This window comes from Mesorhizobium sp. W050, from assembly GCF_054719535.1.
Window position 1 is genome coordinate 6,002,535 of the sequence record NZ_JBTTIH010000001.1, and the last position, 13,055, is coordinate 6,015,589.

Annotated in this window: 11 protein-coding genes; 7 read left to right on the forward strand and 4 right to left on the reverse strand. The window is 64.7% G+C overall.

The features are described 5' to 3' along the window. Positions 1-133 precede the first annotated feature (133 nt). Complete coding sequence (locus ACYG9Y_RS29100; RefSeq protein ID WP_460223146.1) at positions 134-2,701, forward strand: helix-turn-helix transcriptional regulator; 2,568 nt, start codon at positions 134-136, stop codon at positions 2,699-2,701. Positions 2,702-2,922: 221 nt separating this feature from the next. On the opposite strand, the gene secA is transcribed toward ACYG9Y_RS29100, so the two are convergent. Continuing rightward, positions 2,923-5,655: a preprotein translocase subunit SecA gene (secA, locus tag ACYG9Y_RS29105; protein ID WP_023672992.1), complete on the reverse strand. Its 2,733-nt coding sequence runs from the start codon at positions 5,653-5,655 to the stop codon at positions 2,923-2,925. A gap of 244 nt (positions 5,656-5,899) precedes the next feature. Between secA and ACYG9Y_RS29110 the strand changes: the two genes are divergently transcribed. Next, entirely contained in the window at positions 5,900-6,820 is a 921-nt protein-coding gene (locus ACYG9Y_RS29110) for a peptidylprolyl isomerase (RefSeq protein WP_023686683.1), read from the forward strand. 46 nt (positions 6,821-6,866) lie between these two features. On the opposite strand, the gene ACYG9Y_RS29115 is transcribed toward ACYG9Y_RS29110, so the two are convergent. Further along, positions 6,867-7,454, reverse strand: coding sequence for a TetR/AcrR family transcriptional regulator (locus ACYG9Y_RS29115; RefSeq protein WP_023704295.1), 588 nt, complete (start codon positions 7,452-7,454; stop codon positions 6,867-6,869). 139 nt (positions 7,455-7,593) lie between these two features. Further along, complete coding sequence (locus ACYG9Y_RS29120; RefSeq protein ID WP_023733659.1) at positions 7,594-8,823, reverse strand: caspase family protein; 1,230 nt, start codon at positions 8,821-8,823, stop codon at positions 7,594-7,596. Positions 8,824-8,992: 169 nt separating this feature from the next. On the opposite strand from ACYG9Y_RS29120, the gene argJ reads away from it, so the two are divergent. The 5 genes from argJ to ACYG9Y_RS29145 all read left to right on the forward strand — a co-directional run bounded on the left by argJ (position 8,993) and on the right by ACYG9Y_RS29145 (position 12,142). Further along, entirely contained in the window at positions 8,993-10,234 is a 1,242-nt protein-coding gene (argJ, locus tag ACYG9Y_RS29125) for a bifunctional glutamate N-acetyltransferase/amino-acid acetyltransferase ArgJ (protein WP_023733658.1), read from the forward strand. A 29-nt stretch (positions 10,235-10,263) separates the two neighbouring features. Continuing rightward, on the forward strand, positions 10,264-11,013 hold the full coding sequence (locus ACYG9Y_RS29130; protein WP_023713717.1) for a GNAT family N-acetyltransferase: 750 nt from the start codon (positions 10,264-10,266) through the stop codon (positions 11,011-11,013). Beyond that, entirely contained in the window at positions 11,010-11,426 is a 417-nt protein-coding gene (mutT, locus tag ACYG9Y_RS29135) for an 8-oxo-dGTP diphosphatase MutT (protein WP_023685791.1), read from the forward strand. The genes ACYG9Y_RS29130 and mutT overlap by 4 nt, the downstream gene beginning before the upstream one ends. A 97-nt stretch (positions 11,427-11,523) precedes the next feature. Continuing rightward, the gene (locus ACYG9Y_RS29140; protein ID WP_023694000.1) at positions 11,524-11,832 is read left to right on the forward strand and encodes a hypothetical protein; all 309 of its coding nucleotides are present in this window, start codon (positions 11,524-11,526) and stop codon (positions 11,830-11,832) included. 127 nt (positions 11,833-11,959) lie between these two features. Continuing rightward, on the forward strand, positions 11,960-12,142 hold the full coding sequence (locus ACYG9Y_RS29145; RefSeq protein ID WP_023672984.1) for a Flp family type IVb pilin: 183 nt from the start codon (positions 11,960-11,962) through the stop codon (positions 12,140-12,142). A gap of 12 nt (positions 12,143-12,154) precedes the next feature. On the opposite strand, the gene ACYG9Y_RS29150 is transcribed toward ACYG9Y_RS29145, so the two are convergent. Continuing rightward, positions 12,155-13,027, reverse strand: coding sequence for a methyltransferase domain-containing protein (locus ACYG9Y_RS29150; protein ID WP_023733657.1), 873 nt, complete (start codon positions 13,025-13,027; stop codon positions 12,155-12,157). Positions 13,028-13,055: the final 28 nt, after the last annotated feature.

Below are 13,055 nucleotides of genomic sequence, written 5' to 3' on the forward strand. Positions count from 1 at the left end.
GTGGAAAGAGGCACGGCAATGTGTGCAAAGTCACATTGCGGCGCTTTCTTCACGGGCTAATCGTGAGCGGCCCGCCATGGTGGGAAAACTCCGATCCTGTGAGACGATGACAATGATGCTTCTGGAACGGCAGATGCAGCTTCAGCAGCTGGAGACACTGCTTGGCGATGCAATACGCGGCCATGGCCGCATCGCCGTGCTGGCCGGGGAGGCCGGCGCCGGCAAGACGGCGCTTGTTGAGGCATTCGCGGCCCGTGTCGGGCAAAGCGCGGCAATGTTGCGCAGCGCTTGCGAGGACCTGTCGATCCCAGATCCGCTGGGGCCGCTCTACGATCTGGCCCGTGAGGCGCAATGGGCGCTGCCGCGCGCCATCGATGCCCGGCATGGGCAGAGACTGCCGCTGTTTTCCGATGCGCTCGACGCTTTTGCGGCCAAGGGACCGAGCCTGCTGGTGATCGAAGACCTGCACTGGGCCGACGATGCGACACTCGATTTCGTGCGCTTCCTCGGCCGGCGTATCGCCAACACCCACATCCTGCTGTTGCTCACGGCGCGCACCGACCGCAGCGAAGGACAGATGCGCGTGCGCCGCGCCCTGGGCGAAATCCCGGCCGGCAGCGTGGCGCGCATGGACGTGCCGCTGCTCAGCGAGGCGGCCGTGCTGTCGCTCGCCGATGCGGCCGGACGCGACGGCGACGCCATCTACCGGGCGACCGCCGGCAATGCCTTCTTCGTTACCGAATTGCTGTCGGCGGAAAACGAAACGGCGCTGCCGGCAAGCGTGCGCGACGCCGTGTTGGCGCGGGCTGAACGGCTGTCGCCAGGCGCCCGCGCAATGCTCGACGCGGTGTCGGTGTTTCCGCGCCGCGCCGACGTCTGGGCTCTGCAGGGCCTGTGCGGCGTCGCCAGCGCCGGCCAGCTGGCCGAGTGTGTCGCCAACGGCCTGCTCGACGATCTGGGCGACGGCTACGCCTTCCGGCACGACATCGCGCGGCGCGCCATCGAGATGATGCTGACGACGTCGCACAGGCGGCAATTCAACCAGCGTGCGCTGGCGGCACTGCTCGAAAATGGCGACGTCTCCACAGGCCGCCTGGTGCATCATGCGGTCGAGGCGCATAATCTGGCGGCGGTGCGCGAACTTGCGCCAATCGCCGCGCGCGAGGCGTCGCGCGTCGGCGCCCATCGCGATGCCGCCGGCTATTACGAGATCGCCCTGCAGCAGGCCGACAGCCTGCCGGTGATCGAGCGCGCCGCGCTCTACGAAAGTCATGCCTTCGAGTGCCATCTCATCGGCAAGATCGATGATGCGCTTGCAGCGCAGGGACAGGCGCGCCGGTTGCATCAGGCAGACGGCAACAGGCTGAAGGAGGGCGACAGCCTGAGATGGCTCTCCCGGCTGAGCGAAATGGGCGATGACCGCGAGGCGGCGGCCGCCTTCGGCGCCGAGGCTGTGGCGATGCTGGAAGCGGCTCCCGCCGGTCCCGAACTCGCCATGGCCTATTCGAACCTTTCGCATCTGGCGATGCTGTCGGAGAGGGTGGAGGACACGCTGTTCTATGGCGAGAAGGCAGCGGCGCTGGCTGCGCGGATGAACCGTCCCGACATCGCCTCGCATGCCCTCAACAATGTCGGCTGCGTCGAGCAGTGGCTCAATCCGGATGCCGGACGCCTGCGCCTCGACCAAAGCCTTGAAATTGCGCTCCAGGGCAATTTCCAGGAACATGCCGCGCGCGCCTTCACCAACCGCGCCTGTTTCGAGATCACCCAGATGAGCTACGACGCGGCACGTCCGGTGCTCGAGAGCGGCATCCACTATTGCACCGAGAACGACCTCGGCACCTGGCGCGACTATCTCAGGGGCATGCTGGCCGATGTGCAACTGCGTCAGGGCCAATGGGATGAGGCCGCCGCGACGGCAAGCGATGTCATCGATAATGATCGGACAACCACCGTGGGCCGGTTTCCGGCGCTGCTGGCACTGGCGAAACTGCGCCTGAGGCGCGGCGATCCCTCGGCCGAGCCGCTGTTCGCCGAAATGGCGCGCCTGGTCGGAAGCGGCGGCGACCTGCAGATGCTGAGCTCTTACGCGGCGCTGATGGCGGAGCAGGCATGGCTGGGCCTGGCCGACAGGCAAGAGGCGCTGGCGCTGATCACCCGCGCCGAAACGCCGGTGCGCTCGCGTGCCCATGTCGGGGAGCTGGCGCTGTGGCGAACATTGCTCTCTCCCGGTATGCCGGCCGGCGACACCGCCGACATGGCGACACCATACCGGCTGCTTCTAACCGGCGACTGGCGTTCGGCTTCGGCACTCTGGGCCGAATTGAATGCGCCATACGAGCGCGGACTGGCGCTCATCCTCGGCGACGACGAGGGGCAGCGGCTGGCATTGGATATTTTCGACGGCCTGGGGGCAAGGCCGGCAGCCCAGCGCCTGCGCGATATCATGCGCAAGAACGGCGTTGGCGGCATCGCCCGCGGCCCGCGCCGCTCGACGCGCGCCAACCTCGCCGGCCTCACCTTGCGCCAGATGCAGGTGCTGCAGCTGATCGAACGCGGCCTCTCCAACAAGCGGATCGCCGAGCAATTGACGATTTCGCCAAAGACGGTCGATCACCATGTCTCGGCGGTGCTGGGCAAGCTGGATGCGGTGTCGCGCGGCGAGGCGACAGCGACCGCGCGCGATTCGGGGTTGTTGTGAGGTTTTGACGAGGGTTGGACCGAGAGGTCGCGATCCTTCGCACCCCCCTCTGTCCTGCCGGACATCTGCCCCTCAAGGGGGGAGATTGGCTGTCGCTGTAGCTTTCGCCAATTGTCGAAATTGAAAGAAGTTACGGCGCCGAAGCTGCTGATCTCCCCCTTGAGGGGGAGATGGCCGGCACGCCAGAGGGGGGTGCTGTCCCGCCGACCTAGCCTTCGAAATCAGGCAAACGCGCCATGGCAGTGCTTGTATTTCTTGCCGGAGCCGCAGGGGCAGGCTTCGTTGCGGCCGATCTTGCCCCAGGTCGCCTGGTTGTTCGGATCGCGGTCTTCGGGAGCGACGATGGCGTTGCTCTCCTGGCGGACCAGAAGTGCGGTCTCGCCGCCCTCGAAATCGTCCTCGCCCGTGGTGCCGTCAATGTGGCTGCCGAACATTTCAGGCGCTTCGGGCGGCGGTGCTTCGGCGGCCTGGCGGACCAGTTCGACGCGCATCAATTGCGCGGTGACGGCCTGGCGCAGATTGCCGAGCAGCGCCTGGAACAGCTCGAACGCCTCGCTCTTGTATTCCTGCAGCGGGTCGCGCTGGGCGTAGCCGCGGAAGCCGACGACCGAACGCAGATGGTCGAGGTTGACGATGTGCTCGCGCCACAGATGATCGAGCGTCTGCAACACCACCGAGCGTTCGACATAGCTCATCACGTCTGGGCCGAAGCGCTCGGCGCGCTCCTTGGCGGCGGCGTCGGCGGCCTTGGTCAGGCGCTCGCGGATGTCGTCCTCGGCAATGCCTTCTTCCTTGACCCAGTCCTCGACCGGCAGGTCGAGATTGAGGAATTCGGCGACCTCGGCCTTGAGGCCGGCGACGTTCCACTGCTCGGCATAGGCGTTTTCGGGGATGTTCTTGGTGACGATCTCCTCGATGACGCCTTCGCGCATCTCGGCGATCGTCTCGGACAGGCCTTCGCCGTCCATCAATTCGATGCGCTGCTCGAACACCACCTTGCGCTGGTCGTTCGAGACGTCGTCGTATTTCAACAGGTTCTTGCGGATGTCGAAGTTGCGCGCTTCGACCTTCTTCTGCGCCTTTTCCAGCGCCTTGTTGATCCACGGATGGATGATGGCCTCGTCTTCCTTGAGGCCAAGCTTCTGCAGCATGCCGTCCATGCGCTCGGAGCCGAAGATGCGCATCAGATCGTCCTGCAGCGACAGGAAGAATTTCGAACGGCCGGGGTCGCCCTGGCGGCCGGAGCGGCCGCGGAGCTGGTTGTCGATGCGGCGCGATTCATGGCGCTCGGTGGCCAGCACGTAGAGGCCGCCGGCGGCCAGCGCCTTTTCCTTCAGGCGCTCGACATCGGCAATGATTTCCTTTTCGCGCGCCTCGCGCTCGGGACCAGCAGGCATGTCGCCCAGTTCGTCCTCGATGCGCATCTCGGCGTTGCCGCCGAGCTTGATGTCGGTGCCGCGTCCCGCCATGTTGGTGGCGATGGTGATGGCGCCGGGCTTGCCGGCCTGGGCGACGATGGCCGCTTCGCGCTCGTGATGGCGGGCGTTCAGCACTTCGAAATCCTTGAACCCTTCCTTGCGCAGGCGCTCGGCCAGTTGCTCGGATTTTTCAATGGAGGTGGTGCCGACCAGCGTCGGCTGGCCCTTGGCGCGCGCTTCCTTGATCTCCTTGACGATCGCCTTGTACTTCTCCTCGACCGTCCGGTAGACCTCGTCGTCCTCGTCCTTGCGGATGACCGGCAGATTGGTCGGGATCTCGGTGACTTCGAGGCCGTAAATGTTGCCGAACTCCTCGGCCTCGGTCAGCGCCGTGCCGGTCATGCCGGACAGCTTCTTGTAGAGGCGGAAATAGTTCTGGAAGGTGACGGAGGCCAGCGTCTGGTTTTCCGGCTGGATCGCCACATGCTCCTTGGCTTCGAGCGCCTGGTGCAGGCCTTCCGAATAGCGGCGTCCCGGCATCATGCGGCCGGTGAATTCGTCGATGATGACGATCTCGTCGTTGCGGACGATGTAGTCCTTGTCCTTCTGGAACAGCCGGTGCGCCTTCAGCGCGTTGTTGACGTGGTGGACGATGGCGACGTTCTCGACGTCATAGAGCGACTCGCCCTTGAGCAGGCCGGCCGCGCGCAGCAGGTTTTCCAGCTTCTCGGTGCCTTCCTCGGTGAAGATCGAGGTCTTCTGCTTCTCGTCGATCTCGTAGTCGGCCGGGCCGAGCTGCAGCATGAAGGCGTCGATGGTGTTGTACATTTCCGAACGGTCCTCGAGCGGACCGGAAATGATCAGCGGCGTGCGCGCCTCGTCGACCAGGATGGAATCGACTTCGTCGACGATCGCGTAATTGTGGCCGCGCTGCACCATCTGCGCGCGCTCATACTTCATGTTGTCGCGCAGATAGTCGAAGCCGAGCTCGTTGTTGGTGGCATAGGTAACGTCGGACGCATAGGCGACGCGGCGTTCCTCGTCGGACAGGCCATGGACGATGACGCCGACCGAAAGGCCGAGGAATTTGTAGACGCGGCCCATCCATTCGGAGTCGCGGGTGGCGAGATAGTCGTTGACGGTGACGACATGGACGCCCTTGCCGGCAAGCGCGTTGAGATAAACGGGCAGGGTGGCGACCAGGGTCTTGCCCTCGCCCGTGCGCATTTCGGCGATGCCGCCATTGTGCAGCACCATGCCGCCGATCAGCTGCACATCGAAGGGGCGCATGCCGAGCACGCGGCGGGATGCCTCGCGGACGGTGGCGAAGGCCGGCACCAGCAGGTCATCAAGCGTAGCGCCGTTGGCGATATCCTGGCGGAATTTTTCCGTGCGGGCCTGAAGCTCGGCGTCGGACAGCGCCCGCATCTCGTTTTCCATGGCGTTGATCGCCTCGACACGCGGCCGGGTCGATTTTACGCGACGATCGTTGGAGGAACCGAAAACCTTACGGGCGAGACCGCCGAGACTGACCATCCGATGGTCCTTTCGATAGAATTCTCAATTTTGAGATGAGCGCCGGCCGGCCCCATCAATTCCGCGTGAAACGCGGACAAACACAAAAAGCGCCCGGAAAACGGTTCTGGACGCAAAGTCGTTGGACAGATAAGAGGGGGCTCAACTGATGTCAACGCCGCGTTAGCCCTATGGGCAGCGCCAAATTCCGCCACAATCCGGCTGATCTGCAAGCCCTACCAATCCCCCCTTGGAGTTAATCTTGATGTCCTTACTGTTTCGCCGTGCGTCGCTCGCCAGCCTTGGCTTGGCTTTCGGCCTGTCGGCCCTGTCGCTGTCTCCGCTGATGGCCCAGGAAGCCGCTCCCGCCCCGGCCGATGCCGCAGCAGCACCGGCGGCAGCCCCCGTCGATCCGAACGCCGTCATCGCTACCGTCAATGGCCAGAAGCTGACCGAGGCGGACCTTGGGCTTGCCGAGGGCGAGCTGTCGCAGCAGTTCTCGCAGTTGCCACCCGAGCAGCGCCGCGCCGCCGCCCTTTCGGCGGCCATCGAAATCCGCGTCATGGCCGCCCAGGCGGTCGCTACCGGGCTCGACAAGGATCCCGAATTCCAGCGCCGCATGGCGTTCCTGCAGCAGCGCGCGCTGCATGGCGAGATGGTCGAGAAGGGCGTCGTCGACAAGGTTACCGATGCCGAGGTGCGCGCCCGCTACGACCAGGAAATCGCCAGCACGCCGCCGGTCAATGAGATTCATGCCCGTCACATCCTCGTGAAGACGAAGGAAGAGGCCGAGGCGATCATCAAGCAGCTCGATGGCGGTGCAGACTTCCAGAAGCTCGCCAACGAGCATACCAGCGATCCCTCGGGCAAGACCAATGGCGGTGATCTCGGCTGGTTCGGCCCGGGGCAGATGGTGCCGGAATTCGACAAGGCGGCAGTTGCGCTCGAAATCGGCAAATACACCAAGGAGCCGGTGCAAACGCAATTCGGCTGGCATGTCATCAAGCTCGAGGACAAGCGCACCAAACAGCCGCCGGCCTTCGACGACGTCAAGGACCAGGCCAAGCAGGCGGTGATCCGCGACAAGTATTTCGCACTGGTCAAGCAGCTGCGCGGCGCCGCCAAGGTCGAAATCCCCGACGCCAATCTGAAGAAGGCCGTCGACACGATGGAAGCCGGCAAGTAAGGCCGGCACCGAAAAAACATGCAAAGGGCGCCGTTCGGCGCCCTTTTCAATTGCGGGAGATGCCTGACATCACATAGCGGACAGTGGCACGGATTGTCGCCTCATCTTCGTCCAGCCGGTTGGTCAAAAGGTGTTTCCAGGCATAGGAAGCGATGAGGTCGGCGACCAGCGCTGCGTCGACATCGGCCGCAACCTCGCCGCGCGCCTTGGCGCGCTCGATGATCCGAGCGGTGTGGGACACGCGCCCATCGGCATAGCCAGTCAGGGCCGCGGCCGCCGCTTCGTCCGACTGGGCCTCGGCGATCAGCGAGCGGAATACGCTGCCCGAGGATGTGTCGCGCCAATGCGCGAAGAGGTTCCTCAGGAAACCGACGAGGTCGTCTTCGAGACTGCCGGTATCGGGGACGTCGACACGCTTTTGCCGCTTGTAGACCTCTAACAGCAGGGCCGCCTTGCTCGGCCACCAGCGATAGATCGTGGGTTTGCCGGCGCGCGCCCGCCGCGCCACGGCCTCTATGGAGAAGCCGGCATAGCCGGCCTCGACCAGCACCGCCTCCGCGGCCTCGAGAATGGCCTCGGCGCTGTCTGGGTTGCGCCGCGCCCCGATCGATCTGCGCGCCGGATCCTCGCCCATGTCTGTCCTCGCCAACAATCTCGCCGGCAATCCTGGCCAACAATCTCGCCGACAATATAGGTGAGCTGGCAGGCAAACGAAACGGCCCGTTTCCAGCGCTTGTAGAAGCGGGTCTCACATTCGCCCTTCGCGGGGATTTTCAGTTCATCACTTGCGAGGTTTCCGAGTCGATCCGCCACTGGCCGTCGCTCTTCACCAGCCCAAGCGCGACTCGTGCCTTGCCGGTCATGCGCGCCGCCGATTTGTCTTTCGACATATAGTCGTAGCTCATCGCGAACACGGCTTCGGCGCGGTTCTCGCCCTGCGGCGTCACATTGAGGCTGCCGGGCTCGAGACTGAACGACCAGGATGCAAATTGCGCGAACCAGTCCGTCTTGAGCTTGACGACGGCGTCGCTGTCATAGCGCGTGCCGAAGATGGTGGCGGAAGGCGCATAGAGCCGCTTGACGGTCTCGCCGATCGCCGCGGCATCGGGCGCAAGATAGTCGTCGCGCAGGAATTTCTCGATTGCGGTCTTGTCGTCGCCTACAGACCGTTCGAGTGCCGCAACCGTTGTTTCGGGCGCCGGGGGGACGGCGGGCTTCGGCTGTGCAACCGTTTCGCCGCCGGGCACAAACTCAAACCGTTCGAGCAGCGAACCCTGTTCCCATGGGCGCTGTCCCTCGCGCGTTTCGGAGACCACGTCGCGGCGCACCGCGATCATCATGTCGTTGATGCTCTGGCCGGGCTCGGCCATGTGTCGCAGCAGGGCGGCGGCGAACGGCGAATTGCGCCCGGTGCCGTCCATGGCGACAGCGCCCGGCGCCGTCGAGAAGGCGATGAAGGAGCCACGCGTCGAATCGAACTGGGCCAGACCGGCAAGCGCCGTTGCCGAGCGCGTGGTGGCGGTGCGGCTCAGGCTGCGGGCAAAGGGATTGTTGCGGCAGGCATCGAGGAACACCAGGCTGACCTTGGTCTGCTGCTCCATGATGTCGAGGACTTCGTCGATCGGCACGGCTTCGAGCTGCAGCTTGACCGGCATGTCGAGCCGGGCGTCGACCGGGACGATGTAGTTGCGCCCTTCGACCTGCAGGCCGTGGCCGGCATAATAGAACAGCCCGACCCCGGCGCCTTCCAGCGCATCGGAAAATTCGCCGATCCTGCGCTCGAGTTCGCGCTTGCCGAGATCGTTGCCCTCGATGACGTCGAAGCCGATCGAGCGCAGCTTGCCGGCAATATCGAGGGCATCGTTGACCGGATTGGTGAGCGTGCCGGCTTCGGCATAGGTGCCATTGCCGATGACCAGCGCCACGCGCCGTTCCGGCTGCGCATCGGCGCTCAGGAGCAAAAGCCCCATAAACGCCACCGCCAAGATCACCAGCCTGTCCATGGCCGATATCATAACGCCAGAGGCCCCGGTGACGCCAACGGATTTGAAATGCAAGCTTAATCCCTGGTGGCTTGCCGACAGCGGCGGCCAAGAAAACGCCCTTGCGCCGGGCCGTGCTATCGGGCAAACCGGCCTTCGCCTAGCGTTTTTCCGTCGCCCGAGGTCCCCAATGTCCGCAACGATTTCGCCGCTCGCGCCGAAGAAATATCCCAAAATGCCTGCCATTGAGGGCGTGCGCATCGCCACCGCAGAGGCCGGGATCAAGTACAAGAACCGTGCCGACCTCTTGGCCATGGTCTTCGATGCCGGCACAGCGGTTGCCGGCGTGTTCACGAAGTCGAAATGCCCCTCGGCGCCGGTCGACTTCTGCCGCGAGAACCTTGGCGCCGGCAAGGCGCGAGTGCTGGTGGTCAATTCCGGCAACGCCAACGCGTTCACCGGCAAGAAGGGCCGCGCCTCCACCCAACTGACCGGCGAGGCCGCGGCCAAGGCCGCAGGCTGCACGCCAGGCGAAGTGTTCCTCGCTTCTACCGGGGTAATCGGCGAGCCGCTCGACACCACCAAATTCAGCCATTTGCTGGCCGGACTGGTCAAGGACGGCAAGCCGGATCTGTGGACCGAGGCGGCAAAGGCCATCATGACAACCGACACCTATCCGAAAGTGGCGACAGCGACGGTCAAGCTCGGCGACACCGACGTCATCATCAATGGAATCTCCAAGGGCGCCGGCATGATCGCGCCCGATATGGCGACTATGCTGTCCTTCATCGCCACCGATGCGCCGATCGCCGCCCCCGTGCTGCAGGACTTGTTGTCGCGCGGCACCGCCAAGACCTTCAACGCCGTCACCGTCGACAGCGACACCTCGACCAGCGACACGCTGCTGTTGTTCGCCACCGGAGCCGCTGCCAAGCGCGGCGCGCCCGCCATCAGCGATCCCAAGGATGCGCGTCTCGGCGCGTTCCGCCGGGCGCTGGGCAAGGTGCTCAAATCGCTGGCGCTGCAGGTGGTGCGCGACGGCGAGGGCGCCCGCAAGCAGGTCGAAGTCACCGTTACCGGCGCCAAATCGGCGCGCTCGGCCAAGCGCATCGCGCTGTCCATCGCCAATTCGCCGCTGGTCAAGACGGCGGTTGCCGGCGAGGACGCCAATTGGGGCCGCGTCGTCATGGCCGTCGGCAAGGCCGGCGAGCCGGCCGATCGCGACCGGCTGTCGATCTGGTTCGGCGACAACCGTCTGGCGCATGAGGGCGAACGCGACCCGGGCTACTCCGAGGAAGCGACCTCGGCCTATATGAAGCGCGACGACATTCGCATCCGCGCCGATATCGGTATCGGCCGCGGCAAGGCGACGGTGTGGACCTGCGACCTCACCAAGGAATATGTCGCCATCAATGGCGATTACCGGAGCTGATGGAGTTGGCTTCCAGGCATCCGGCAAGCATGCTGGCCATCGTGCGCCGCTACGAGGCGGCGGGTTTTCGCGCCTGGCCGGCGGCGGCCGTGCATTATGACGGCACCTGGGTGGTGCGGCTGACAGCCGGCCATCCGGCCAAGCGGCTGAACTCGGTCAACCCGCTCGATCCCGGCGACACCCAGCACATTGCCGAGCGCATCGGCCGCGCCAGCCGGCGCTTCGACGCCTATGGCAGGCCGCTGACCTTCCGCATCTCGCCGCTGTCGGGGCCGGACCTGGCCAAGCATCTCGACAATGAGGGCTGGAGCACATTCGACGAATCCCTGGTGATGCGGCTGCCGCTGGCGGACGCGCAACTGGCGCCGGCCATGGACCAGATTCCGCTGAAGGATATCAGCCGCTTTCTCGGCGCGTCGCTCAAGGTCAGCGGCTCGGATGCATCGCTGCGGCCCGGTCTTTCGGAAATCATCGGCGCTATCCAACCCGAAGTCGGGCTGTTTGCGCTGGAGGAAGGGGCCGACCCTCTGGCGGTGCTGATCTGCGTCCATGACGGCGATCTTGCCGGTCTGTTCGAGATCGCCACCGCCAAGTCGGCGCGCAATCAGGGCCATGGCCGCAACCTGATCCTGTCGGCGCTGAAGTGGGCGAGGCTGCGTGGCGCTCGCGAAGCCTGGCTGCAGGTCGAGGCCGGCAATGCGCCGGCGCTGGCGCTCTATCGCTCGCTGGGCTTCGACGAAGTCTATCGCTACCACTATCGCCGGCCGCCGGGCGCATGAGCGAGATCACCGGCAAACGCCTGCTGCTGGTCGCCGCGTGCGCGCTGGTCGATACCGATGGGCGGGTGCTTCTGGCGCAGCGGCCCGAGGGCAAACAGCTTGCCGGCCTGTGGGAATTTCCCGGCGGCAAGGTAGAGCCAGGCGAGACGCCGGAACAATGCCTGATCCGCGAACTGCAGGAAGAAATCGGCATCGAGACTGACATTCCTTGCCTGGCGCCGCTCACCTTCGCCAGCCATTCCTATGATGATTTCCATCTCCTGATGCCCCTGTTCGTCTGCCGCCGCTTCCGCGGCATCGCGCAGCCCAGGGAAGGGCAGGCGTTGAAATGGGTGCGGCCAAAGCAGATGCGCGACTATCCCATGCCGCCGGCCGACGCGCCGCTGATCCAGTTCCTCATCGACCTGTTGTGATACAAAGCCATTTCGCGGTCTGATCTAGCCAGCGTTAATGGAAGATTTATCTCGTCGTGAAAAATTGCGGCAAAGCGGGTTCGCGGGGAGCGATTGCATGAGCCTCGACAGGGAATGGGACTCGATCCGGCCAGATCGCAGCTTTCGCGCCGCCGGCGTCGGCTTATTGCGCGTCACGCTGTTGTTCGGCTCGGCCGCAGTGGCGCTGGCGCTGATCGCGGTCCCCGTGCTGGACAACCAGACGCGATCATCCAGCCGCGATGCTCTTGCAGGCGGTCTCGACCCGATGAGCACGGGTTCGATCGGCTCGCGGGCCACCTATACGCTGCGCAGAAGCGTGCTGCAGCCCTCACCGAGCTCAGTCTGCATCATCCGCGCCGACGGCCAACGGAGCGGCGACTGCTGACCAACAAGGTCGACACCAGCTTGAGAACTTCCTCAACGCAGGCCCATTTCACAGCCTGTTAAGCTTGTGCCGTTAACCTTTCTTAACAGGTGGGCGATATGGTCGGGGATGAGAGGGATCGACGATCATGAAGCCATTGCTGCGCCGATTTTTGCAGGACGAAACAGGCGCCACGGCCATTGAATATGGCCTGATCGTTGCGGTGCTGTCGCTTGCCATCGTCGGGGGTGTCGGCAAGGCCAGCAATGCGATCCAGTTTCTGTTCAGCGACAACAACAGCAGGCTCGCAAACGCCTTCGCCGAGCACTGATCCGGAGCGCCGTCACCGCCCGCCGGGGTTTTCCAGTATCGTCTTCAGCGAGACCTTCGCCGAACCCGGTTTCAAGGGCTTTTGCTGCGAGGCATCGGGCGCCCAGCCCGACATCCAGACGATGGAAAAGCTTGCCCTGATGCGGCCATCAGCGTCCGAAAAGCGTTCGGCATAGATTTCGGCGGCACGGGTAAAAAGCTTTCGCGCTCCCGGTCGCCGGCTGCGATCAGTCAGCGCGCTGGTTTCGCCCATCGCCCTGAGATCGGCAATGAGGTCGAAGAGGGTATCGTAGCGGACGGTCACCGTTTCGACGTCGGCCACCGGCAGCGCCAGTCCGGCGCGCTGCAGCAGTGCGCCGGCGTCGCGAACATCGGTGAAGGGGATGACACGCGGGCTGGCGCCGCCATAGAGTTCGGTCTCGGCGGCGAGCAGGCTTTCGCGCAATTCGGAAAGAGTGCCGGCGCCGGCAAAGGCGCCGAGGAAAAGCCCGTCGGGCCGCAGAGCGCGGCGGATCTGCACCAGCATGCCGGGAATGTCGTTCATCGCCTGCAACGACAGAAGTGAAACGACGAGGTCGAGGCTTTCCGGCTGGAACGGCACTGTTTCCAGCGGTGCTATCAGCCCTGGCCGGCCGTCCAGAAACGCTGGATCTGCCTCGACGCGCACGATCTCCGCTGCCTTGCCGCTTGCAGCGACCACGTCCGTTGCGTCCGGCGTCTGGCAAAACAGCACCGCGGCCTTGCCGAATTTCCGCTCGACCGCGCCGAGCCGGTCGGCAAGGTCTTCCGCCGCCCGCCGCATCAGAAAATCCGCGCCGGCTACGGGGTGGGCCAGCGCCCTGCGCTTGCGCACCAGCCAAAGTTCAGTATCGATGATCGGCTGCAACGGTAGACATCCCTGTTTGTCCGTCTAG